Origin of the sequence: Flavobacterium sp. CECT 9288 (genome assembly GCF_918731615.1) — a bacterium.
In the GTDB taxonomy this organism is placed as follows: Bacteria; Bacteroidota; Bacteroidia; order Flavobacteriales; family Flavobacteriaceae; genus Flavobacterium.
The window spans coordinates 2,322,351-2,347,832 of sequence record NZ_OU957226.1 but is presented as its reverse complement, the minus strand read 5'-3'; the positions used below and the strand labels follow the sequence as shown (position 1 = coordinate 2,347,832).

14 protein-coding genes and 2 pseudogenes are annotated in these 25,482 nt (G+C 37.1%); 4 read left to right on the top strand and 12 right to left on the bottom strand.

What is annotated here, in order from left to right; all coding sequences use genetic code 11:
- Positions 1–75: 75 nt before the first annotated feature.
- The 3 genes from LQ189_RS10360 to LQ189_RS10350 all read right to left on the bottom strand — a co-directional run bounded on the left by LQ189_RS10360 (position 76) and on the right by LQ189_RS10350 (position 8,985).
- Positions 76–3,486 carry a T9SS-dependent choice-of-anchor J family protein gene (locus tag LQ189_RS10360; protein ID WP_230156527.1) on the bottom strand — a complete coding sequence of 1,137 codons (3,411 nt, stop codon included), beginning with the start codon at positions 3,484–3,486 and terminating at the stop codon, positions 76–78.
- 529 nt (positions 3,487–4,015) lie between these two features.
- A complete protein-coding gene (locus tag LQ189_RS10355; protein ID WP_230156525.1) occupies positions 4,016–4,849 on the bottom strand; it encodes a PorT family protein in 834 nt (277 codons plus the stop codon).
- A gap of 164 nt (positions 4,850–5,013) precedes the next feature.
- Positions 5,014–8,985 (bottom strand): MBG domain-containing protein, encoded by a 3,972-nt coding sequence (locus LQ189_RS10350; protein ID WP_230156518.1) that lies wholly within the window; start codon positions 8,983–8,985, stop codon positions 5,014–5,016.
- Positions 8,986–9,229: 244 nt separating this feature from the next.
- Here LQ189_RS10350 and LQ189_RS10345 point away from each other — a divergent pair.
- Positions 9,230–9,361 (top strand): annotated as a pseudogene (locus LQ189_RS10345) (alkaline phosphatase family protein); the annotation flags it as partial.
- A 115-nt stretch (positions 9,362–9,476) separates the two neighbouring features.
- A pseudogene (locus LQ189_RS16305) lies at positions 9,477–9,614 on the top strand (alkaline phosphatase family protein); the annotation flags it as partial.
- A gap of 448 nt (positions 9,615–10,062) precedes the next feature.
- Here LQ189_RS16305 and LQ189_RS10340 read toward each other — a convergent pair.
- From LQ189_RS10340 to LQ189_RS10310, 7 genes are all read right to left on the bottom strand, one after another.
- Positions 10,063–10,896, bottom strand: a complete 834-nt coding sequence (locus LQ189_RS10340) for a PorT family protein (protein ID WP_230156513.1) — start codon at positions 10,894–10,896, stop codon at positions 10,063–10,065.
- Positions 10,897–11,060: 164 nt separating this feature from the next.
- On the bottom strand, positions 11,061–18,017 hold the full coding sequence (locus LQ189_RS10335; RefSeq protein WP_230156505.1) for an MBG domain-containing protein: 6,957 nt from the start codon (positions 18,015–18,017) through the stop codon (positions 11,061–11,063).
- Between the two features lie 15 nt (positions 18,018–18,032).
- Complete coding sequence (locus LQ189_RS10330) at positions 18,033–18,971, bottom strand: formyltransferase family protein (protein WP_230156503.1); 939 nt, start codon at positions 18,969–18,971, stop codon at positions 18,033–18,035.
- A complete protein-coding gene (locus LQ189_RS10325) occupies positions 18,968–20,098 on the bottom strand; it encodes an ABC transporter substrate-binding protein (RefSeq protein ID WP_230156501.1) in 1,131 nt (376 codons plus the stop codon). Before LQ189_RS10325 ends, LQ189_RS10330 begins: the two co-directional genes overlap by 4 nt.
- A gap of 69 nt (positions 20,099–20,167) precedes the next feature.
- Positions 20,168–20,704 carry a phage tail protein gene (locus tag LQ189_RS10320; protein ID WP_230156499.1) on the bottom strand — a complete coding sequence of 179 codons (537 nt, stop codon included), beginning with the start codon at positions 20,702–20,704 and terminating at the stop codon, positions 20,168–20,170.
- 17 nt (positions 20,705–20,721) lie between these two features.
- Entirely contained in the window at positions 20,722–21,261 is a 540-nt protein-coding gene (locus tag LQ189_RS10315; RefSeq protein WP_230156490.1) for a phage tail protein, read from the bottom strand.
- Positions 21,262–21,301: 40 nt separating this feature from the next.
- Entirely contained in the window at positions 21,302–21,841 is a 540-nt protein-coding gene (locus LQ189_RS10310; protein ID WP_230156482.1) for a phage tail protein, read from the bottom strand.
- 353 nt (positions 21,842–22,194) lie between these two features.
- Here LQ189_RS10310 and LQ189_RS10305 point away from each other — a divergent pair, with 353 nt between their 5' ends.
- Both LQ189_RS10305 and LQ189_RS10300 read left to right on the top strand, forming a co-directional pair.
- On the top strand, positions 22,195–22,767 hold the full coding sequence (locus LQ189_RS10305; protein WP_230156480.1) for a pseudouridine synthase: 573 nt from the start codon (positions 22,195–22,197) through the stop codon (positions 22,765–22,767).
- A gap of 71 nt (positions 22,768–22,838) precedes the next feature.
- Positions 22,839–23,297: a tRNA (cytidine(34)-2'-O)-methyltransferase gene (locus LQ189_RS10300; RefSeq protein ID WP_230156478.1), complete on the top strand. Its 459-nt coding sequence runs from the start codon at positions 22,839–22,841 to the stop codon at positions 23,295–23,297.
- A gap of 331 nt (positions 23,298–23,628) precedes the next feature.
- Here LQ189_RS10300 and LQ189_RS10295 read toward each other — a convergent pair whose 3' ends face one another.
- Positions 23,629–24,414 (bottom strand): ABC transporter ATP-binding protein, encoded by a 786-nt coding sequence (locus LQ189_RS10295; RefSeq protein WP_230156476.1) that lies wholly within the window; start codon positions 24,412–24,414, stop codon positions 23,629–23,631.
- Entirely contained in the window at positions 24,414–25,445 is a 1,032-nt protein-coding gene (locus tag LQ189_RS10290) for an iron ABC transporter permease (RefSeq protein ID WP_230156474.1), read from the bottom strand. Before LQ189_RS10290 ends, LQ189_RS10295 begins: the two co-directional genes overlap by 1 nt.
- Between the last annotated feature and the right edge of the window lie 37 nt (positions 25,446–25,482).

Sequence of the window (25,482 nt, the reverse complement as noted above, 5' to 3'; positions counted from 1 at the left end):
TTTTGGTTTTATCGTAACAAAAAAGCCAGATTTCAAATACATGAAATCTGGCTTTTTTTATGGGTCTACTTTAAATTATTTTTTTATGATTTTATCAGTTTGAATAATTTTATTTCCAACGGAAAGTGAGTATATGTAAATGCCTGCGGGTAATTGAGATACATCAATAGAGGAATTGTCTCTGTTTGATTTTGGACTCAATTCGATTGGCATTCCAATGGCTCTTCCTAAAACATCATAAAATTGAAGTTTCACGTTTTCATTTTCAAATGAATCTAATGAAACGTTTAATATATCAGATACTGGGTTTGGATACATTTTCACGATTGTTTTATTCGTTGGTAAAACATCATTTACACTCAACACAGGATCAGCTTTTAGTTCAAAACGAGCTATAACTGGACCGTGATCTGAGGTTGTAGTAACATAATTTGGAACATCATTTCTAGGATCATATACTACGGTAGAATTTGTAACATACTCATCAGTAAGTTCATTAGATACTAAAATATGATCTAAAAATCCTCCAGATGACAAATAACTAAATGCACCAGCTTTACTAATGTCTAATGTTAGTGTATTATATCTTGCTGTGTCTTCTACTAATTTTTGATAAGAAGATGGATTTCCTGCAATTACAGATTGGTCTACATCATCATTGTAATCGCCAAGAAGAATAATATTTGCATTAGGATAATTCACATCAAGACTGTCTTTTAACAATTCAACATCATACTTACGCATGTTGTATCTAGCAATATCACTACCGCTATTTGCACGAGCGTGAAGATTAATAATGGTAAGGTCTTTTGTGATTCCGTTAATGTTTGTCTCTATTTCAACCATATACGGCAAACGACCTGAAGAATAAAAGCTGTCACCTGTACTTGGATAGTTAGGTAACGTTTTAGTTCCTGCGCGTACTTCATCGTAAAGTTTACTAAACATGACACGAGATTTCTTTACGGTTGTAGTTTGTGTATTATATAGTAGTACCAGTTTTTGTGGAGGAAAGTTAGGATCTGGTGCTTGAAAGGAGCGAGACCAAGCAGGAGAAACTGATTTTGCAAATGTTTTTCCATTCACACTTATTTTTTGGATCAAAGTTTCTAATGCGGCATCATCTGACACCTCTTGAACTGCATACACATCGGCGTTCATTGTATTCATTACTTTTGCAACATTATCTATTTGAAGTACATCATTTGTTGGACCGAATTCACTTCCGCTAGTGTCTTTAACATCAGTTCCAAAAAATTCTAAATTATAGGTTACAATGTCAAAAGTTTCAGTTTTTGGTAATGAAGACCCTTTGAAAGAACCAATTTCTTGATTTAGTCCAGTTCCTGTAATTTTTAATGGGCCAGAGATACTCAATTCCTTTGAAGTTGGTACGAAACGCGCATAGACTAATTTACCTATCACAGCATCAGCAGCAGTTACAAGTAGGCTAGTGGTGAAAACACTATTATCTGTTGATAATTCATAGTTTGCTGGAGCATTAATAGTTATGTTTCCAAAACCACCTGCCATGAATATAAACGATTGACTAGCAGAAGTGGTATTAGGACTAATTTCTCCAAAGTTTAAGTTAGGGTTTGAGGCAATAAAAGTAGCTTCATTTGATATTCTCACATCATCAATAGTCCACTCGGCACTATCAGTTCCACCAGATGTAGCTGATTCATATACCCAAGCCACATAAGTTGTATTTGTTTTATAGGCCTCAAGGTTGATAAACTGTGATTGTTTGAATGTTCCTGTTGTGGTTGGAAAATCTCCTTCGATGACAGTCCAAGTTGCTGTTTCGGGATTGCTTTTTCCATCATAGTTTGTAGAAACCAACAATTTAAGAGGCGTTCCTGAGAAAAATTTTCGAGCGTAAAAAGATAGCAATGGAAATTTATCAAAAGCATTTAATCGCAATACAGGAGAAATCAACCAGTCTTTACTAGCTCCGTTTTCTGTATATCCATTCATTTGAACGGCAGCAGGAGAACTATTAAAGCGTGTATTTGTACTAGTCCATTTTAAGTTATTTCCAGCAACACTGTATTCTGTCCAGCCACTATTAGTAAGTACATTTGGATCATTAAAATCTTGGAAATATGGATTTATTCCTTTACCTGTAAGAGTAACAGTTTTATTCGTTCCACCAGTTGTTTGGTGGGTAATAGTTCCTGTTGCCGTTCCTATAGCTGTTGGTGTGAATTTCACAAAGACTTTTGCTAAAGCTGCATTAGTAAATTCATTAACAGCATAATTTAAACTGTTTGCATAAGTACCAGTTTCTGTTTTAGATATAACGTAATTACCCGTTGCTGTTACTGTGATATCATTGGTTAAATTTTCAGCTTGAATTTCATACTGTAGTGGAGTGCTGATTGTATTTTGTTCAACGAAACCAAAGTTTAAATTTGATACTGTTGGCTTAATAGAAGGTACAGCCACTGATGATGTAGTAATAGGCAATACCGTACTTGATACTTGTGTATTACCAGATCCATCTTCTGAAATGGCATATAAATTATACGATGTACCAATAGACAAACCTGTTATACTTTGTGTATACTCAACCTCTGGGTCAATAACGGTTAGTAATCCAGCTTTAAAAGCAATGGTGTTGGTAGCATCTGTTCCTGCCTTTATTTGCTCAATGCTGGGTGCAGCACTACCAACAGGTAGCACGACATAAAAAGTTTTTCCAGGTTCATTGATTTTAGTTATAAAATCAAAACCTGTTGAGAGGATATCACTTATTTTTGGGAATCCAGTAGCGTATACTGGTGCAATTACATCATTTATCACCCTAATATTGTCTATTGCAAATGAGGGTCTTGCGCCCGTGCCCGATGCTTGTCTTGATATCCATCTTATTTGTACTACGTCTTTATCTTCGCAATCTACTGGAAGTTGTACTCTTATTTTTTGTAGATTTTGTTCTGTAGTTCCTGAGGTTTGTGGAGTAGTGGTACTAGAATACAATGTTGATGAAAGGGTAACAAAAGTATCTGTAGTGCCTACTCTGTATTGCATTACAAGGTCATTTATGCGGGTATTGTTGGTTCCATTATAAGGATTACGAATGACCATGGCATCATACTCTACAAAAATCCCTGTTTTTCCAGTTGTTTTTAAAGCTAGAGCTATTGTTAAATCTAGTGATCCTGAGTTCAAAAAACCAATTTTTCCATTGTAGTTATGTACGTTGCCAGAAGTTGTTCCTGCAGTACTACTTGCTGTTAAAGGAGTATCACCTACCAACGTTCCCGTCGTAACGAAACTGCTTGTCGGTAAAACACTTGCTTTCCACCCTTGAAATCCGGCTGGATAGGTAGTTGATGTGGCATCAAGTGTAGAGAAGTTTTGAGTAAAAGGTAATTCTTGAGGTGTAGGTTGGGTTACTTGTGCTTCAAGATTTAGCGTGAAGCCCATAAAAAAAATAAATAAAACCATAATATGGTTCCATGTGTAATTGTGTTTCATTGGGTTACAATTGTAATTAGCTTGCAAACTTACAATTTTCAAAGTTAAGCCAATATTATATGTTACAGGTTTTTAATTAAATTTTGGAGGATTTAGAAAGTTATTAAAAGTATCAGATCTTTTTCAATTAGTAATGTTTCCCCCTAACAAAAAAAGCTATTCAAGATTTTCTTAAACGACTTAAATTGAAAATAGAGATTTTTTTTAAAATTATAATTAGGTGTGTTTTTGCTTCAAGAATACTAATTTGTTTTATAAAGTAAATGGTATTACTCAAGTTTTGCAAATCTATTGTATTGTTTACACCAGCTTCTGTTTTAATAATTCTTTGGTTTGGATTTGGGTAATTTCCACTTCTGGTGTCGCTTCAAAATTATTAGTACTAAGAAATCTCATAGAAAAAGATACCGAAGTGATGGTTATACCGTCTGCAAATTTTAATTACTATTCAACCACTTTGAAAGAGAATATTTTGCAAAAAAAAGGCCTTGATTGAGTCAAGACCTTTTGCATTTAAAAAAAAATGAGATTATTTAAAATTCCATCCTAGCGTTACACCAAAAGCTACCGGTTTAATTTCAGCATCTTTATCAGTACTGTATAAGCCATTAGCTTTCCTATCAGCTGTAGACGTTGGGCTGTAACCAATATAGGATTCATTCTTGTTTTGGTCTAAGATTGTACCATATCCATTTTCCAAAAACATGGCAGCATATAAAGAACTCTTTTTTCCCATATCAAATGTAAATCCTAACTCAAAAGAACTCATTATAACTCCTTTAGTTTTGTACTCTCCTGATGCGGAATAATTATTTTGTTGACCAAAACCATATTCGGGTAAATCAAAAATAGTAAGGTTGACATCAGGATAATAAGCAGTACCATTTACATAATCGGCAGTTGCATTAATTTCATAGTTTACAGGTAAAAAATATTTAGCACCAGCTCTAAAATTAAAGTCAACACCAATATTTATGTTTTTTTTATATTGCACAAAAAGAGGAATTTGCACAGCCTGTAAAGTTTGTTTTTCTCTATAATTGTTTGTAGTCATGTTATATACAAATGCCGAAGTGGAAGCATCAACTTCAAAATTTGAAAGTGTAGCAGTAGGCCTAGAAAAAGAAACTTCTTGCTTGTATTGCGAGAACTCTAACCCGGTACCAATTCCAAAATGACTATTTAAAGAATAAATATAACCTATCTTTAAAGCTCCACCAAGACGATTACCTGTTTGTATACCAGTTATATCACTCTGGATATTTCCTATTCCAGACTGTATTCCTACATAAACTTGTGCAGCTATACCTTGTGAGATTAAGAAAGCTGTAACTCCAATTATGTTTTTAAGATTGCATTTCATAGATGTAAAATTTATTTTTAGCGGTCTTATATGTTATTGCCTTTTACTTGTTGATTACTGCTCGCGCATACTTGCAGAAAATGACAATTTCATACTTGTTGTTTTGATTCGAATAATCCATCCCCATTCATTAAAAATGAGGATGTCATATTCTTTAAATTATTTTATTTTCTTACTAAAAGGTTTTTAGTAAAATAGGTACCATTTGCTAAGGTTATTTTTATAATATAAATTCCCTCAACAATCGGAGCTATCATGTCAATATTGCTTTGACTTGTATTTACAGTAGTTAGCAAGTTTCCTGTTAAGTTAAAAATCTCAACACGTGCATTCTGTATTCTGCTTGCACTAATATTAGTCATTAATTGGAAATTCGTATTGCTTCTAACAGGGTTAGGTACAATTCTCATATACTCTTCTACTATTGTTGGAGAGAGAGTCAACGGACAGCTTGTAATTAATGTTCCGTCTAATTTTGTTGCTACGGCATGATATGTTCCATTCAATGAACCATTTTCTTTGAAAGATTGTGAAGTTTGTCCTGGAACTAAAACCCCATTTTTATACCAGCTGTACGATTTGAAATTCTTAGAACTATTGTCAAAGAATATAATATTTTCAAATTGTTTTCTAATCAGGTTAGGCTGACTAGTTACTACTGGTAAAACTACAGTTGGAGCTGCGTTGTAATTCATGTTTCCTGGTTGCGAGGCTGTTATGGTTGTAGACCCATAATTTTGGAAAAGTAATGAATTATTTGAAACAGAAGCAATGTTCGAGTTAGAAGAAGCATAATTTACTGCTAAACCACTATTTGAAGCAGCAGTTAAAACAATACTAGTTGCTCCATTACAACCAAATCCTAAAGTCTGATTCCATGTAATTACCTGATCTGCTTTCGTAATAGTGAAATTAGAACCGTTATACGTAATGGTGTAATTTCCACCGGCGCTTAAGGTACCTTGTGCAATGGTGTACGTTCCCACATTCTCTCCAACAGTTCTTGTTAACGCTCCAGTGAAAGAATCTCCACTTACTAAACTCGGAGAAACGGTATAAGCAAAAACAGGATCTGTTGTACCATATACTTTGGTTTGTGAAGCATTTGCTGTAACTGTAATTGGTTTTGCGGTAATAGTAAAGTTAGCACCAGCATAAGTAATTAAATATTTAGACCCAGCTGAAAGAGAACCTTGATTGATAGCATAATTACCAATATTTTCACCACTAACTCTTGTTAAAGACCCGGTAAATGAATCTCCAGAAAGCAAGCTTGGTGATACAGTATAAGTTAAAATAGGATCAATTTCCCCATATACTTTAGTTTGAGAAGGTGTCGCAGTTACGGTAATTGGGATTTGATCTAATTTCAGTATATAATTATAGGTAGCAGTACAACTAGTAGCATCAGTAGCGGTAACCGTAAAATTACTATCAGTAATTTGAGTTGAAGTACCTGTTATCTGTCCGGCTATTGATAGTGAAAAACCAGAAGGTAAACTTCCTGCTGTAACTGCATACGTTTTAGATCCTGTTCCTCCTGAAGTTACTATAGTTTCACTATATCCAGTATTATAATCATAACCAGACAAAACTGTTGTTGTAAAATTAATTGCCGTTGGCTGCGTGATTGTAAAGTTTTGAGTAGCAGTGCAACCGTTGGCATCGGTAACAGTTACAGTATACGTTCCCGCTCTCAAACCTGATGCAGTAGCTGCAGTTCCACCAGATGGAGCCCATGCATACGTATAGCTACTTGTTCCTCCAGAAACGCCTACAGTAGCAGATCCGTTAGAACCTCCATTGCAAGAAACGTTTGTTTGCGCAGCAGCAGTTGCTAAAAGAACCGTTGGTTGTGTAATAGTAAAATTTTGAGTAGTTGTACAACCATTAGCATCTGTTACTGTCACAGTATAAGTTCCAGATGCAAGTCCAGTCGCAGTCGCTGCTGTTCCTCCTGATGGAGCCCATGAGTAAGTATAGCCACTTGTTCCTCCTGAAACGCTTACCGTAGCAGATGCGTTAGCACCTCCATTGCAAGAAACGTTCGTTTGCGCAGCAGCAGTTGCTACAAGAGCAGTTGGTTGTGTAATGGTAAAACCTTGAGTAGTTGTACAACCATTGGCATCGGTTACCGTTACGGTATATATTCCAGCGCTTAATCCAGTTGCTGTAGCAGCTGTTCCACCCGAAGGCGACCAAGAATAAGTATATCCACCAGCACCTCCCGAAGGAGTCACGGAAGCAGAACCATTAGATCCTCCATTACAGGATACATTTGTTTGCACAGCAGTTGCCGTACTGATAGCTGTTGGTTGTGTAATTGTAAAGTTTCTAGTAGCTGTACAACCATTAGCATCGGTTACCGTTACGGTATATATTCCAGCGCTTAATCCAGTTGCTGTAGCAGCTGTTCCACCCGAAGGCGACCAAGAATAAGTATATCCACCGGCACCTCCCGAAGGAGTCACGGAAGCAGAACCATTAGATCCTCCATTACAGGATACATTTGTTTGCACAGCAGTTGCCGTACTGATAGCTGCTGAAACCGTTACTGTAATACTTGTCCTTGTTGTACTTTCGCAAGTTCCTATAGTTTGCGAAGCAAAGTAGTTACCAGCTACTAAAGTGGTAGTGGGAGCCAATGCTGTACCACCAGTTGCAGCCGTATACCAATTGATGGTTCCTGTTCCTGTAGCTACTAAGTCAGCTACCGTGGCAGTAGCACAAACTGATTGCGCTGAAGCAGCTGGCGCTGTTGGGTTTGTGTTTACGGTTACATTGACAGCCACTCTATTAGAGGTTTCAGTAGTACCGACAACTAGCTCGTTTATCTCGAATTTATTAAAATTATTATTATTGGCTACTAAAATTTTATCATTGGCTGTTACAGCAATACTTATTAATCCGCCATCTGCATCTGTATATAAAGTTTCGGTGGTTGTGCCATCAACGTCTATTAGTTTTACTTTGTCATCATCTGTTACAAGAATCTTACCATCAGTCATCACTTCAACTGCCGTTGGAAAGATCATTCCGGTGCCAAGTGTAACAATGTTCGATCCATCAGCATTCATTCGCTTAACCAATCCATTAAAAGTATCTGCTACCACAATTTTGCCATCGGCTTGTAGTGCTAAATCATACGGTAGATTAAAGCTATCAGCAATAGTAACAAGATTTGTTCCGTCGGCATCCATTCGTTTTACCTCATAATCATCAATAACCAGAATTTTTCCATTTGGTTGAACTAATATATTGGTTGTAAATGTTAGTCCAGTTCCAAAAGAAACAAGGTTTTTCCCATCTGCATCCATTCGTTTAAGACTCGTAGTAGCATCAGCCACCAAAAGTTTCCCATCGGCTTGAACTGCAACCGAACTCGCATTTGGAATAGAGGCTACTATCTCACTATTTTTTCCATCGGCATCCATACGTTGCACAATACCACTTAGTATTCCTTCAGCAATTAAAATTTTGCCATCAGCTTCTATAGCTATCGATGACAAAGATCCTGAACCTTCTGTCAGCTTTGAAATCGTGGTAGGTACATATTTACTTTGTTCCACGTAATAAGTGCCAGTTGTTATTGCGTCGGGATTGGCTAATGCTGTACCACTACTAGTGGAGGTAAACCATTTTGTTGTTGCGCCAGTTGTTGGTGTGCTCACCAAATTAGCTACGGTTGCTGAGCCACATATAGCCAGTGTTGCTTCACTAATTTTTCGAACTAGAACCGCGGTTCTGATACTTTCCAAGCCACTTGCCGTTTGGCTTACATAATATGTTGTACCATCTACTAATGAAGTAGTAGTTGACAGAGGCGTTCCATCAGTTGAGGCTGTGTACCATTTTAAATTCGTTCCTGTTGCGGTTAAATTGGCAATAGTGGCCATACCAGTATACACTTGTGGTGATATGGCTGTAGGGGCAGCAGGTAGGGCAGCTTCTGTTGCTCGTGAAGCTGCCCATGTTGTTTTTGCTGCTGTGGTGTTAAAATTGGAGCCTTTCAAGGCTGCCACATTACCTAGTTTGCCTTTTTTTGGTGTAAAATAGGTAGGGGTGTGAGTGTGAGCCACTAGGGTGGTCGTAGTAAAGGATAATAAAATGCCTAGAAAAAGGTAGAGTTTTTTCATATTTAGTAAATAAATTTAGGAAATGATAAAAAGCTACAAACCTATACTAATTGTATCAGATTTACAAGTACTTATATTATGATTTGTCTTTCTTATGTTACGAAAACAGAATTAATACCGTAATTTATTGGCTTAATCTGCCCGAAACGGAGTGTCCTCACTTAATCATACTCTATTTTGATTAGCCCGATGAGACAGGTCATAATTACAGGTCTTTGTCGGAAGAAAATATAAAAATGTACCCAAAGTTGATGCTGTCATCGGTCAACACATGCAAAAATTAGACCCGCTTCCTATTGGTAAAAAAATCAATCTAATTGTAGTTTCAGACCACGCAATGATGGCCATTAGCAACGACAAAAAGTCGCTATTTTAGACCATCTCAAACTATAATGGTACGTATTTGCTGCAGTTATAAACCCGATTATGAGTATTGAAGCTAAAGCCGGACATAAAGAAGTCATCGCTGATACCTTAAAAAAGAGTCTCATATCCAATGGTATCCTACAAATAAAATACCTAAACGACTGCATTTTGGGACTAATCCAAGAGCTTTAGATTTTGCTGTTGAAGCAGATGCAGGGTATAGTCTAGTCAACAAACCCGATCAAAAAGTCAGCGTAAGCACACATGGTTACGATAATAAAATGAAAGACATACAAGCCATTTTTTATGCCAAAGGTCCTAATTTCAAAACGGGTAAAAAAGCAATATATTTTTGTAATATTATTGATTATCAGCTTGGTGTTAGTATTCTGTGATTAAAAATAGAGGCTATACATGGTTATCTAGATGAGGTAAAAGGGATGTTGAAAAATTAGTAGTTTCATGATTATGTAATACGTGTTTGTTTTAAAAAAACTGCCCGAAAATTATTTTTCTTGCGGTTTTGTAACAGATTGTAGTAGGTTTATTTATGATCAGTTTGTTGGTACGCTTAGTGTTTGAACCTTTAACAAAATAAACAACTTTTGAAAGTTGCAAATACAGATCAACAGTATACTTTGAAAGAGAATATTTTGCAAAAAAAAAAGGCCTTGATTGAGTCAAGACCTTTTACATTAAAAAAAAATGAGATTATTTAAAATTCCATCCTAGCGTTACACCAAAAGCTACCGGTTTAATTTCAGTATCTTTATCAGTACTGTATAAGCCATTAGCTTTCCTATCAGCTGTAGACGTTGGGCTGTAACCAATATAGGATTCATTCTTGTTTTGGTCTAAGATTGTACCATATCCATTTTCCAAAAACATGGCAGCATATAAAGAACTCTTTTTTCCCATATCAAATGTAAATCCTAACTCAAAAGAACTCATTATAACTCCTTTAGTTTTGTACTCTCCTGATGCGGAATAATTATTTTGTTGACCAAAACCATATTCGGGTAAATCAAAAATAGTAAGGTTGACATCAGGATAATAAGCAGTACCATTTACATAATCGGCAGTTGTATTAATTTCATAGTTTACAGGTAAAAAATATTTAGCACCAGCTCTAAAATTAAAGTCAACACCAGTATTTATGTTTTTTTTATATTGCACAAAAAGAGGAATTTGCACAGCCTGTAAAGTTTGTTTTTCTCTATAATTGTTTGTAGTCATGTTATATACAAATGCCGAAGTGGAAGCATCAACTTCAAAATTTGAAAGTGTAGCAGTAGGCCTAGAAAAAGAAACTTCTTGCTTGTATTGCGAGAACTCTAACCCGGTACCAATTCCAAAATGACTATTTAAAGAATAAATATAACCTATCTTTAAAGCTCCACCAAGACGATTACCTGTTTGTATACCAGTTATATCACTCTGGATATTTCCTATTCCAGACTGTATTCCTACATAAACTTGTGCAGCTATACCTTGTGAGATTAAGAAAGCTGTAACTCCAATTATGTTTTTAAGATTGCATTTCATAGATGTAAAATTTATTTTTAGCGGTCTTATATGTTATTGCCTTTTACTTGTTGATTACTGCTCGCGCATACTTGCAGAAAATGACAATTTCATACTTGTTGTTTTGATTCGAATAATCCATCCCCATTCATTAAAAATGAGGATGTCATATTCTTTAAATTATTTTATTTTCTTACTAAAAGGTTTTTAGTAAAATAGGTACCATTTGCTAAGGTTATTTTTATAATATAAATTCCCTCAACAATCGGAGCTATCATGTCAATATTGCTTTGACTTGTATTTACAGTAGTTAGCAAGTTTCCTGTTAAGTTAAAAATCTCAACACGTGCATTCTGTATTCTGCTTGCACTAATATTAGTCATTAATTGGAAATTCGTATTGCTTCTAACAGGGTTAGGTACAATTCTCATATACTCTTCTACTATTGTTGGAGAGAGAGTCAACGGACAGCTTGTAATTAATGTTCCGTCCAGTTTTGTTGCTACTGCGTAATAAGTTCCATTCAAAGCACCATTTTCTTTAAAATACTGTGAAGTTTGTCCTGGAACTAAAACCCCATTTTTATACCAGCTGTACGATTTGAAATTATTCGAACTGTTGTCAAAGAATATAATATTTTCAAATTGTTTTCTAATCAAGTTGGGTTGACTAGATACTATTGGTAAAATAACTGCCGGAGCTGCGTTGTAATTCATGTTTCCTGTTTGTGAAGCTGTTACAGTTGCAGAACCATAATTTTGGAAAAATAATGAATTATTAGAAACAGAAGCAATATTCGCGTTAGAAGAAGCATAATTTACTGCTAAACCACTATTTGAAACGGCAGTCAAAACAATACTAGTTGCTCCATTACAACCAAATCCTAAAGTCTGATTCCATGTAATTACCTGATCTGCTTTCGTAATTGTGAAATTAGAACCGTTATACGTAATGGTGTAATTTCCACCGGCGCTTAAGGTACCTTGTGCAATGGTGTAAGTTCCCACATTCTCTCCAGCAGTTCTTGTTAACGCTCCAGTGAAAGAGTCGCCACTAACTAAATTTGGTGAAACAGTGTAAGAGTAAACCGGATTCGTTGTACCAAATACTTTGGTTTGTGAAGCATTTGCAGTTACTGTGATCGGTTTTGCCGTAATAGTAAAATCTCTGCTTACATAAGTAATGTTATAATTAGCCCCTGCACTTAAATTACCTTGTGTGATAGCATAGTTTCCAATATTTTCTCCAGCTGTTCTTGTTAAAGTTCCCGTGAAAGAATCTCCACTAACTAGACTTGGTGAGAAAGTATAAGAGTAAACTGGATTCGTAGTGCCATATACTTTGGTTTGTGAAGCATTTGCAGTTACTGTGATCGGTTTTGCCGTAATTGTAAAATCTCTACTTACATAAGTAATATTATAATTAGATCCGGCACTTAAGCTACCTTGTGTGATAGCATAGTTTCCAATATTTTCACCAGCAGTTCTTGATAAAGTTCCTGTTAAGGCATCACTACCTACTAGACTTGGTGAAAGTGTATACGCAAAAGAAGGATCTGCTATTCCATAAACTTTACTTTGTAAAGTAGTTGCCGTCACTGTAATTGGTTTTGCAGTAATAGTAAAGTTAGCACCTGCATAACTAATCATATAATTAGATCCCGCACTCAAACTTCCTTGGTTAATGCCATAAGTTCCTGTATTTTCTCCAGCAACTCTTGTTAAAGCTCCTGTAAAAGAATCACTACTAACTAAACTTGGTGAAACCGTATAAGCAATAACAGGATCTATTTCCCCATAAACTTTTGTTTGTGATGCAGTTGCTGTCACTGTAATTGGTTTAGCGGTGATGGCAAGGTTAGTACCAACATAGGTGATTAAATATTTAGAACCAGCTGAAAGCGAACCTTGATTAATAGCATAAGTGCCAATGTTTTCACCGCTAACTCTTGTTAAAGCTCCTGTAAATGAATCTCCAGAAAGTAAACTTGGTGTTACTGTATAAGTTAAAACAGGATCACTTTCTCCATATACTTTAGTTTGAGAAGGTGAAGCAGTTACAGTAACTGGTATTTGGTTTAATTTCAGTACATAATTAAATGTAGCAGTACAATTATTAGCATCAGTAGCAGTAACGGTAAAATTACTATCTGCAATTTGAGTTGAAATACCTGTTATCTGTCCAGCTGTTGATAGTGAAAAACCAGAAGGCAAACTTCCTGTTGTAACTGCATATGTTTTATCCCCTGTTCCTCCTGAAGCTACAATACTTTGACTATATCCAGTATTATAATCATACCCAGATAAAACAGTTGTTGTGAAACTAATTGCCGTAGGCTGTGTAATGGTAAAACCTTGAGTCGTTGTACAACCATTAGCATCTGTAACAGTTACGGTATATGTTCCTGCACTTAATCCAGTTGCAGTAGCAGCCGTTCCACCTGATGGAGACCATGCATACGAGTAACCACTTGTTCCTCCTGATACGCTTACGGTAGCAGATGCGTCAGCACCTCCATTGCAAGAAACGTTCGTTTGTGCAGCAGCGGTTGCGATAAGAACAGTTGGCTGTGTAATTGTAAAGCTTCGAGTAGCTGTACATGCGTTAGCATCGGTTACTGTCACAGTATAAGTTCCAGCTGTAAGACCAGTAGCAGTAGCCGCTGTTCCGCCAGATGGTGACCATGAGTACGTATATCCACCAGCACCACCCGAAGGAGTTACCGAAGCAGATCCGTTCGAACCTCCATTGCAAGATACGTTTGTTTGCGCAGCTGTTGCCGTACTGATAGTTGTTGGTTGTGTGATTATAAAGTTACGAGAAGCCGTACAACTGTTAGCATCGGTTACCGTTACAGTATATGTTCCTGCACTTAATCCAGTTGCAGTAGCAGCCGTTCCACCTGATGGAGACCACGAATAAGTATATCCACCAGCACCACCAGAAGGAGTAACTGAAGCTGAACCATTAGATCCACCGTTACAAGACACATTTGTTTGTGCAGCAGTTGCTGTACTAATAATCGTTGGTTGTGTGATTATAAAGTTACGGGAAGCTGTACAAGCGTTAGCATCGGTTACTGTTACAGTATATGTTCCTGCACTTAATCCAGTTGCAGTAGCAGCCGTTCCACCTGATGGAGACCAAGAATAAGTATATCCACCAGCACCACCAGAAGGAGTAACGGAAGCTGAACCATTAGATCCACCGTTACAAGACACATTTGTTTGTGCAGCAGTTGCTGTACTAATAATCGTTGGTTGTGTGATTATAAAGTTACGAGAAGCGGTACAAGCGTTAGCATCGGTTACTGTTACAGTATATGTTCCTGCACTTAATCCAGTTGCAGTAGCAGCCGTTCCACCTGATGGAGACCACGAATAAGTATATCCACCAGCACCACCAGAAGGAGTCACCGAAGCAGAACCATTAGAACCTCCATTGCAAGATACGTTTGTTTGCGCAGCTGTTGCCGTACTGATAGTTGTTGGTTGTGTGATTACAAAGGTACGAGAAGCGGTACATGCGTTAGCATCGGTTACTGTTACAGTATAAGTTCCTGCACTTAATCCAGTAGCAGTAGCCGCTGTTCCACCCGAAGGAGCCCATGAGTACGTATATCCACCAGCACCACCAGAAGGAGTCACCGAAGCAGATCCGTTCGATCCTCCATTGCAAGATACGTTTGTTTGCGCAGCTGTTGCCGTACTGATAGTTGTTGGTTGTGTGATTATAAAGTTACGAGAAGCCGTACAACTGTTAGCATCGGTTACCGTTACAGTATATGTTCCTGCACTTAATCCAGTTGCAGTAGCAGCCGTTCCACCTGATGGAGACCACGAATAAGTATATCCACCAGCACCACCAGAAGGAGTAACTGAAGCTGAACCATTAGATCCACCGTTACAAGACACATTTGTTTGTGCAGCAGTTGCTGTACTAATAATCGTTGGTTGTGTGATTATAAAGTTACGAGAAGTTGTACAAGCGTTAGCATCGGTTACTGTTACAGTATATGTTCCTGCACTTAATCCAGTTGCAGTAGCAGCCGTTCCACCTGATGGAGACCAAGAATAAGTATATCCACCAGCACCACCAGAAGGAGTCACCGAAGCAGAACCATTAGAACCTCCATTACAAGACACATTTGTTTGTGCAGCAGTTGCTGTGCTAATAACCGTTGGTTGTGTGATTGTAAAGTTAACAACAGTAGTACAACTGTTTGCATCAGTTACAGTACAAGTCCAAGCACCTGCGCTTAATCCTGTTACTGATCTCGTTCCATCACCTGTTGGGGTACCTGGAGTCCAGTTGTAGGTATATCCACCTGCTCCACCTGTTGGAATATTAATCGAGGCAGCTCCAGTAGAACCTCCGTTGCACGAAATATTGGTTTGAGAAGCTGCAGTTGCTACAATAGCAGTTGGTTGTGTGATTATAAAGTTACGAGAAGCGGTACAAGCGTTAGCATCGGTTACTGTTACAGTATAAGTTCCTGCACTTAATCCAGTAGCAGTAGCCGCTGTTCCACCCGAAGGAGCCCATGAGTACGTATATCCACCAGCACCACCAGAAGGAGTCACCGAAGCAGAACCATTAGATCCTCCATTGCAAGATACGTTTGTTTGCGCAGCTGTTGCCGTACTGATAGTTGTTGGTTGTGTGATTATAAAGTTACGAGAAGCCGTACAACTGTTAGCATCGGTTACCGTTACAGTATATGTTCCTGCACTTAATCCAGTTGCAGTAGCAGCCGTTCCACCTGATGGAGACCACGAATAAGTATATCCACCAGCACCACCAGAAGGAGTAACTGAAGCTGAACCATTAGATCCACCGTTACAAGACACATTTGTTTGTGCAGCAGTTGCTGTACTAATAATCGTTGGTTGTGTGATTATAAAGTTACGAGAAGTTGTACAAGCGTTAGCATCGGTTACTGTTACAGTATATGTTCCTGCACTTAATCCAGTTGCAGTAGCAGCCGTTCCACCTGATGGAGACCAAGAATAAGTATATCCACCAGCACCACCAGAAGGAGTAACGGAAGCTGAACCATTAGAACCTCCATTACAAGACACATTTGTTTGTGCAGCAGTTGCTGTGCTAATAACCGTTGGTTGTGTGATTGTAAAGTTAACAACAGTAGTACAACTGTTTGCATCAGTTACAGTACAAGTCCAAGCACCTGCGCTTAATCCTGTTACTGATCTCGTTCCATCACCTGTTGGGGTACCTGGAGTCCAGTTGTAGGTATATCCACCTGCTCCACCTGTTGGAATATTAATCGAGGCAGCTCCAGTAGAACCTCCGTTGCACGAAATATTGGTTTGAGAAGCTGCAGTTGCTACAATAGCAGTTGGTTGTGTTATTATAAAGTTTTGCGCTATGGTACAACCGTTAGCATCGGTTACAGTGCATGTCCAAGTTCCAGCTGTTAAGCCTGTAACAGAAGTAGTTCCGTCACCTGTTGGAGTACCTGGCGACCAGTTGTATGTGTATCCGCCTGCTCCTCCAGTAGGAGTGTTAATAGTAGCTGCACCATTTGCGCCTCCAAAGCAAGATACATTGGTTTGTGAAGCAGGTGTAACTGCAATTGCAGTTGGTTGCGTAATCGTAAAACTTTGCGTAGTGGTGCATGCGTTAGCATCGGTAACAGTTACGGTATATGTTCCTTGACTTAGACCTGTGGCTGTTGCAGCAGTTCCACCAGAAGGAGACCATGAATAAGTATAACTTGGTGTACCCCCTGTTTGAGCAACTGTAGCACTACCATTTGAACCTCCAAAACAACTTACGTTAGTTTGTGAAGCAGGCGTAGCTACAAGTGCAGTTGGTTGCGTAATTACAAAGTTTCGAGTAGTCGAACATAAACTAGCATCTGTTATGGTTACAGTATAACTTCCTGCTGACAATCCCGTAGCGATTGCTCCGGTCCCTCCTGATGGAGACCAGCTATATGTATATGGAGAAACTCCACCGGAGGGAGTAACCATAGCAGATCCGTTAGAACCTCCAAAGCAACTCACATTAGTTTGAATACTAGTTGCAGTAATATTAGAAACTGTTAATGTTCCTGCATTTGATGTAGCAGAACCTGTACCAGTGGCAATACATCGATATAAATAACCATTCATTCCAGCAGTTGCTGCTGTAATAGTTAATATAGTTGTAGTAGTCCCAGAATAAGGTGCAGCATTTGAAATATTTGTAAATCCGCTACCTGTATTTACCTGCCACTGATAGCTAGTAGCATCGTTTGCAGAAATTGAAAAGGTAGTATTGCTACCAATACAAATTGTTCTGTTGGGTGGGTTAGCTGTAATGGTTGGCGCTGCACCCAGAAAAGCAGCACCTGAAGGCATTGAAAGCGCTGGAGTAGTATTTGAAAGTGTCCAGTTTGCTTGATTCATAACACCAGCTCTTATTGCGGCAGCGTTAGCAAATGGTGCTCCGGTACCATTAAATTTACCTGATGTCCCTAAAACATTTCCTGGTAAAGTTCCTGTGTAAAAAGAGCTTGTTCCTCCTACCAGACCAATAGGTATTACAGAAGAGTTTGGTCCGTCGGCACAAGCCAAATCATCCCAGCTTGCCTGAGAAGTCCCGTTAGAACTACAATAAAAATAATGTAGTCCTGAGATAAAAGTTACACCGCTACTTTCAGGAATACCCGTACCACCCTGAAAAGCAATAATCTGATCTCCTACAGTCGATAAAGATAATCCGTTTGCAGGAGTACCCTCTCTTAAAGTAACCGTTCCGTTTGCTGTTAATGCAGTGGTGTTTGGATCATAAGTAGAGGCCGTAAGACCTTTTATCATAATTTCTGTACCAACCGGAATAGCTGTTCCTGATGTCCAGGTAACGGTAGCTTCTGTAGAGAGGGCTGTTTGCCAAACACCAGCTCCAAAATAACCACGGTCTGTAAAATTAATTACTGTACCTGCCGAAATATTGGTAAGAAGCACAAACGAATAGACATCTCCCGCGGCGGGAGCTGGATTGGCATCATATCCTGTGAAGATAATATCTCCAGCAGACAGAGTCGTTTGAGAGTGCCCCACGTAACTTTGCAAAAATATCCCCAGAAACAAGGCGATATTTATAAAATTCTTAATTTGAGCGTAAAAATGTTTCATAGTTAAATAGTTAATTTATAAAGAGGTGAATTTTTGTCCATTTTTTATACCAAAAACGAGCAACTTGTGCCCACTCATAAAACCTTCATCTGTATAAAGAGTATGTATACGAAGCTGCGTATTATTGTAACATTGTATAATTAATCCCTTGTTTTCATTTATTTCTAAAATAGTCCCCGGAGAATGTGAATGTTCTGTAATATTTTTGGTTGCTGATACTTCAAGAATGCGCATGTTCCATCCGCTACAGTAAGTGTAGGCTCCTTTATTCCAAGGATTACAAGCATTTACTAATGCCTTTATTGATTTTGCATCCTGAGTTTCCCATCGAATGCATACATCGCCTGCAGCTGCTTTTTTATAGTAATTTGCGTTTGTCTCGTCTTGAGGTACTCCTTTGAAATTGGTTTGCAACAGTGCTAGTACTTCGGGCACCATTTGCGCTCCCAGATAAGATAAGTTGGTGCAAAGCATACCATGAGTGACATTAGTAGCTTTTGGAATCACATGTTTTAGTACTATGTTTCCGGTATCAATCCCTTTTTCGATGGTATGAACAGTAATTCCAGTTTCTTGCTTTTGTTGACGAATCGATTCAAAAACAGGATCACAACCACGCATTTCAGGTAAAAGTCCGTAGTGAAAATTATAGAACATATTAGGATATTGTTTTATAATTTTTTCGGATAATTTCCAAGGAAAAGTCATTGTGAAAACATATTCGATTCCACCATTTTCAATTAATTGCTGTAACTGATCTTCTACTTTTCCTTTTTCGAGTAGCACTAAATTAATCCCTGTTTGATTGGCAAAAACCGAACAAAAAGACAAAACCTCCTCGTTACCAACAGGCACTCCGATAGTGTTCAATTTATTCAGGCTATGCAAGGTTTGTATCGCAGGAAAAGCCATGCGATTATTACATAAAATAACGATATCGCGCTGCCTGCTCATGATTCTAGGCAAGCATAGGCATTAAACCAAGAATTGGACGCTACATTTTGCACCGCTAGAATATGGTGTTGTAAACGGCTGCGTTCTTCATTCAGATTATCGACCTCTATGATATCTTCTAAATGACAATTTCCTGTTTCTATATTTTTTGCAACCTTAGCGTAATAAATAGGTGCTGAAGAAAAACCGGTTACAGGATTCATATAAACTTTTCCTCTTGGTGAGTGGATCGTAATAGCATCTAGTGATTTTTCATTTGCAGCTTCTATAAACAAAGCAGCTTCCCATCCTAAGAGCGAAAATATATTGGCTTTGTTTTGACGGATATTCTCCATCGTAGCAACAAAATCTTTATTTTCTTCGCTAATAATTGTTAGTGACCAAGGAATAGAAGAACTCCAATCATATTCTGGATAAGGTATCTTACTTAGCCAAAATTCTTCTGCTGTAAAACCGCTTCCATAAATTTTACTGGATGTTATACTCTTAAATTTAGATGATTCTCTAAAAAAATCTTCTGCCATATCTCCGCAAAAAGAAGTCAAAAGGGCTGCATCTTTGTTTTCTTCAAGATAACCCGCCAATGGTTCCAAACTAAAATCGGAGCGTTTTAAAGGCGTAATATGATTGTATGTAATAGATCCTCCATTATCTTCAACCGAAGTTGAATACGTGTAAGGAGGACGATAACCTGCATCATAAAAAGAACAGGTAAAAGCAAAATCCTTTAGCCCTTCTTCTGCGGCTTTACGAACAATCGCACGGGAACACAAATTACCTTCTAAAGAAATAAAATGAGCATTTGATAATTTTTGTTGAAAGTTTGGGAAATGATAACCACTATCTAAAACGATCAGTAACTTTCCGGAATTTTCAAAAAGAGGATGAATAAATTCTGCTGTAATAGGATTTATATAAGCAATAATTATATCTGTATTATTGAGTAATAATTGTTCGCAGCAAATATAAATTTCTTCATTTTTGCCGGCCACACCTATATTTGATGATACGATTTCGTGTTTTCCTTCTACTCCTAATTTTTTTAGAGAAGATTTAAAACCATCCATGATATCAAAAGCCATTGAAGGATAGATTACAGAACGCGTTAAGAGTAAAGCTATTTTCATAAACAATAATTAATGATATTTTATAACAAGGCAAAAAACCTATTGGAAACATCCAATGGGTATATAAAATTAGTTTCTTGAAGGAAAAATTCCCATCAGGCATATTATATAATTCATCCCTAAATACGGCTGCTGAACAGGTATTGGCTGATTGCCTCCATTTATACCGATGGTAATTGATGCATTTATAGGTCTTAAAGAAGTATCAGGTGTTTTTGTAGAATAAAGACCTGCTAAAGCCGCCAAACTATTTCCTGTCGGAGATCCGTTATCTCCCTCGTCTGAATAAGCTAAAATGGAGTAAGAACCGGTTCCTGCATGTGTATGCGATGGCAAGTTTGCAAGAGTTGCAGTTACATTATTAGCCCCTGAAATTTCACCCAATTGATATTGATCGACAGTTCCTACGCCTGTACCCATTGGAACTCGACCGCGTAAATCAGGCAGTGCAAATGTTTGTACACCATTACCGCCGTAGGTTGTTCCTAAAAGACTAAATAGAGCTTGGTTGGTATTTATTGCAAGTATTTGTCCTGCACAAAACGCCCAATATTTAGGCTCGAAATTGGGAGCAAATAAGCGAATTTCTGACATTGTTCCTTCCATGATTAATATTTTTAAGGTTAGTTTCTAGTTGGATAAATACCCTCAACGCAAATAATATAATTTGCAGCTGTATAAGGTTGTATAATACTAAATGGCATACCCTGACCAGCAGCAGCCAAATTTACAGTTGAAGTTTCGGGTTTTAAACTGGTATCTGCTGTCTCGGTGGAGTACGCTCCTGTTAAACCAGCTAATTCGGCATTGGTTGGAGAACCCACACTATCTGATTGACTGTAAGCTGGAATTGAAATGCTACCTGTTCCAAAATGAGAGTGTGCGGGCATTTGATTACTGGACATTACAGCAGTTTCTGAACCCCCAACTTCACCCAAAATCATTTGTGGTAGACCAGGCCCTTGACCCGTACCTACTGGAATGCGGCTGCGAAGATCAGGAACCTTAAATGTTTGTACTCCGTCTCCCCCATAAGTAGTGCCAATTAGAGAATATAGCGCTTCATTTTCTGAAATACTTAATGTGCTGCCATTACAAAATGACCAATATAATGGTGCGAAATTACCACCAAAAATGCGGATTTCTCCTATAGTTCCTTCCATAATAATGTTTTAAAGTTTATGATGTATTTGTATGTGTTTACTACTGGCGAGAAGGAAACATTCCATATAGGCAAATAATATAATTCAAACCAATTGATGGTTGATTAATAGGTAGTGGATGGTTATTTCCAGTTGCACTAACTACCACATTAAATGGAGCTGCTTTCATTGAGGTATCTCCCGCAACTGTACTATACATGGCAGATTTTGCCGCTAAAACATTTCCACTTGGAGAATTAGAATTTCCCTCATCTGAATAAGCAGGAATTGTAACATTACTTATACAAGTGTGTGTATGAGGAGCAAGCTGATTGTTGTTTAGTGAGACACTATTAAAACCTGATTTTTGACCTAAGGCATAATAAGACAGATCAGGTCCTTGTCCTGCCCCTAAAGCGGTACGCCCTTTAAGATCTGGTAAAGCAAATGTGTTTTGCCCATCACCACCATAATTAGTTCCTAAAATAGAAAAGAGAGCAGTATTGCTTCTTATTTGAATAAGTGACCCATCACAATACGACCAATTTTTAGGTGCAAATGTTGCTGCGAATAGACGAATTTCTCCTATAGTTCCCTCCATATTTATTTTTTTAAATATTTACATTAATTTTATTAAAAGTAATTTTTGTAACTTTATTTTTATTAAATATATTTTAATTTCTGTTTTACAGAACAAATCTAAGTGAAATAAGCGGTCTAAAAGCAGGTATAAATACCTGTTTTTTTATGTAATGATGATAATCTTGCCTATAGATTTAATAAATGTTTTTGCTAATTTAACTAATATTTTGTTAAATAATGATCAATTCGTTAAATTTATATTTTTTAATAGTGCGAATAAATTAAAAAATGTAGCTTTTTATAGCTCAAAAAAGAAATCTCTTTCATAAAAATGGAATAACCCACTATATTTGCCAAAAAAGATTTTAATTCATGCACCGCCATTTCATCATTCACAAGCCTTATGGCTTTTTAAGTCAGTTTATTTATGAACTCAAACGAAAAAAACGCTTGTTGGGTGAACTCTACAATTTTCCAGATGGCACTATGGCTATAGGTAGATTAGATGAAGATTCAGAAGGGTTATTGCTCTTGACAACCGACGGTAAAGAGAGTGAAGCAATTAGGAGTAAGAAAGTCGATAAAGAATACTATGTACAAGTAGATGGTGTAATTACGCAGCAAGCTATTGATGAAATAAAAGAGGGAGTTGAAATTGGTTTCAATGGAACTAAATATAAAACCAAGCCTTGTCAAGCCTTTATTTTGAATGAAATACCTAATTTTGGCCCACGCGGAAAAAAAATAAGGGATGAAAGACACGGACCTACAACTTGGGCTTCAATTATTGTAAATGAGGGTAAATTTCGTCAAGTACGAAAAATGACTGCAGCTGTTGGATTTCCTACCTTACGCTTGGTTCGTGTTCGAGTTGGCAATGTACGTCTCAACGATTTACAAGCAGGAGAAGTTATAGAAGTAGAAAATTTTCAAATAGAAATTTAAAAGGTCGTACTAGTTTTTTAAATCTTTTAATTTTAAATCTTTTAATTTTAAATCTTTTAATAAAGTATAAAATGTTAAACATCGTTTTAGTAGAACCTGAAATTCCAAATAATACTGGAAATATTGGCCGATTGTGTGTGGGTACCGAAAGTCGCTTGCACCTCATTCACCCATTTGGGTTTGTTATCAATGATAAAAACCTCAAACGATCCGGACTAGATTATTGGGTGCATCTTGATGTTACGGAATACCAAAATGTCGCAGAGTGGATGAAAGTAATTCCAGATACCTCAAGAGTTTTTCTAATGAGTTCACACGCAGCCCATTCTTATTTGAATATCGAATTTCAAGACGGTGATTGGTTGGTTTTTGGTAAAGAAAGTGTGGGCTTGAGCCAAGAAGTATTAGATTTGTTTGCCAAAGAAAATCAACTTAAAATTCCAATGTCACCCTTAATTCGTAGTTTTAATATTGCTAATTCAGTTGCTTTTGTAGTAGGAGAGGCTAAAAGACAGATTGCGCTGGGTTAATTGTTTACGTACTTTGTGACTTCTTTGTGACTTCTTTGTGAATCTTTGTGAATCTTTGTGAATCTTTGTGATTTAATTTTTTCTGGAATTTATTTTAAAACAAAACTAATATGAGCTTATATGTCTTATATGGTTCAAAAAAATTACTAATTATTATGAAAGAAGCAACAATCTTTTTAAGTTGATTTTATTTCCTAGCATGAACTTTTACACTCATACACATGTACACACGCATTTTAAAACAAAACTTAAATTCCTTATATGTTTCAAAAAAAGCATCAAATACACCTAAAAATGCATTGAAATTTATTTTTTATTTCAAGTTATGCGTTTAACCTGTAATCACAAACTTCCCTTTTTCAGCATCAAAAACAATATGTTCGTCTTTAAAAAGGGTATTAAAACTACCTTTTTTAATCAAGTTACAGGGTTCATCTTGTACTACATTTCCAGGAGTCATAATAATCATTTCGTCGCTCATTTGTATAGCCATATCAATATCATGGGTAGAGAACAAGATGCATTTACCAGTTTCATGGGTTAGTTTTTTTAGCAATTTTAACAGCGCTACTTTATGCAGTAAATCCAAGTGAGTGGTGGGTTCATCCAGAATGATTAGTGGGGTATCTTGTGCTAATGCTCTTGCAATCAATACTTTTTGCAATTGCCCGTCACTTATTTCATAATGCTTTTTATCAGCCAAATGAGAAATTTGAGTTAATTGCATGGCTTGATTGATTTTGTCACTATCCTCAGCAGATAATTTACCTATCCAGTTGGTGTACGGTTGACGTCCTAAGGCAATTAGCTCATAAACCGTTAAATTGCTTGGCGGAAGCTTTTCAGTAAGTACAATGCTTAAATTTTTGGCCAAAGCCAAAGAATTATAGGAAGAAACATTTTTATGAAGCAATAAAACTTCTCCAGATAGAGGTTTTTGTATGCCTGTAATGGTTTTTAATAAAGTTGATTTCCCTATTCCATTTGAACCTATAAGTGCAATGAGCTTGCCTGTTTTTAATGTAATTGAAACATCAGCGGCAACCACAGTGGATTCTTTTTTATGGTAGTAACCAATGCTAATTTTTGATGTTTCCAGTAGTATTGCGTGTTCCATTAGCCTATCATTTTTTGTTTTCGAACCATAAGCCAAATCACCATGGGCGCCCCAATAATGGACGTGATGGCATTTATGGGTAAACTAAGATTCAAGCTTGGAATCTCTGAAAGTAAATCACAAATAAGCATTATTATACCTCCAAAAATTAAAGTACTCCAAAATAGTATAGTATGATTGCTTGTTTGAAAAATCAACTTGGCTACATGTGGCACAGCAAGTCCTACAAATGCTATTGGTCCAGCAAATGCGGTAATACTACCAGCCAAAATACTAGTGGCAACAATAATGATCAATCTTGATTTTTGATAATTTAAGCCTAAACTGCGGGCATAATTTTCGCCAAGTAATAAAGCATTCAATGGTTTTATGCTTACCACACTTAAAAAAAGTCCTACAATTACACAAACAGCCAGCACAAATACGGATGTCCAAGATAAATTACCCAAACTGCCCATAGACCAAAAAGTAAATTTTTGTAGTTGCTCCGCGGTACTCATGTATGATAATACTCCAACAATGGCACTGGTAAAACTCCCAAACATAAGCCCTACAATGAGTATGGCCATGGTATCTCTTAGTTTTTGTGAAACAAATAAAACCGCAAGTAAGACTAATGCACTTCCTATTGTAGAAGCAATAACTACGCCGTACGCCGAAAGTAAAAAAGGAGTTAAGAAAGAAGGAAGTATTCCTGCGCCCAGAATTACAAACGCTACTCCCAAACTGGCACCTGAGCTTAAACCCAATACATAAGGCCCTGCTAGAGGATTTCTAAACAAGGTTTGCATTAATAAGCCACTTATAGACAATCCTATACCTGCAAGAATAGCAGTTATTGCCTTTGGCAAGCGATAATTCATGATGATATATTCCCATGTTGCTTTACTAGCTTGACCTCCCGTTAGACTCGTAGCCACATCCTTAAACGGAATGGATATGGATCCAAAACTAATGTTCATAAAAAACAGTAGTACGAGTACAGTTGCAAAAAAAAAGAATAAAATGGTATTTCGTTTGTGTGTATCCAACGCTTATTTTTTAGAATAAAAATCCTTTAATTTTTTA

What these genes read in the sequence shown, in the direction of transcription:
- LQ189_RS10360 (WP_230156527.1), bottom strand. Translation starts at nt 3,486, where the DNA reads ATGAAACACAATTACACATGGAACCATATTATGGTTTTATTTATTTTT.
- LQ189_RS10355 (WP_230156525.1), bottom strand. Translation starts at nt 4,849, where the DNA reads ATGAAATGCAATCTTAAAAACATAATTGGAGTTACAGCTTTCTTAATC.
- LQ189_RS10350 (WP_230156518.1), bottom strand. Translation starts at nt 8,985, where the DNA reads ATGAAAAAACTCTACCTTTTTCTAGGCATTTTATTATCCTTTACTACG.
- LQ189_RS10340 (WP_230156513.1), bottom strand. Translation starts at nt 10,896, where the DNA reads ATGAAATGCAATCTTAAAAACATAATTGGAGTTACAGCTTTCTTAATC.
- LQ189_RS10335 (WP_230156505.1), bottom strand. Translation starts at nt 18,017, where the DNA reads ATGAAACATTTTTACGCTCAAATTAAGAATTTTATAAATATCGCCTTG.
- LQ189_RS10330 (WP_230156503.1), bottom strand. Translation starts at nt 18,971, where the DNA reads ATGAGCAGGCAGCGCGATATCGTTATTTTATGTAATAATCGCATGGCT.
- LQ189_RS10325 (WP_230156501.1), bottom strand. Translation starts at nt 20,098, where the DNA reads ATGAAAATAGCTTTACTCTTAACGCGTTCTGTAATCTATCCTTCAATG.
- LQ189_RS10320 (WP_230156499.1), bottom strand. Translation starts at nt 20,704, where the DNA reads ATGGAAGGAACAATGTCAGAAATTCGCTTATTTGCTCCCAATTTCGAG.
- LQ189_RS10315 (WP_230156490.1), bottom strand. Translation starts at nt 21,261, where the DNA reads ATGGAAGGAACTATAGGAGAAATCCGCATTTTTGGTGGTAATTTCGCA.
- LQ189_RS10310 (WP_230156482.1), bottom strand. Translation starts at nt 21,841, where the DNA reads ATGGAGGGAACTATAGGAGAAATTCGTCTATTCGCAGCAACATTTGCA.
- LQ189_RS10305 (WP_230156480.1), top strand. Translation starts at nt 22,195, where the DNA reads ATGCACCGCCATTTCATCATTCACAAGCCTTATGGCTTTTTAAGTCAG.
- LQ189_RS10300 (WP_230156478.1), top strand. Translation starts at nt 22,839, where the DNA reads ATGTTAAACATCGTTTTAGTAGAACCTGAAATTCCAAATAATACTGGA.
- LQ189_RS10295 (WP_230156476.1), bottom strand. Translation starts at nt 24,414, where the DNA reads ATGGAACACGCAATACTACTGGAAACATCAAAAATTAGCATTGGTTAC.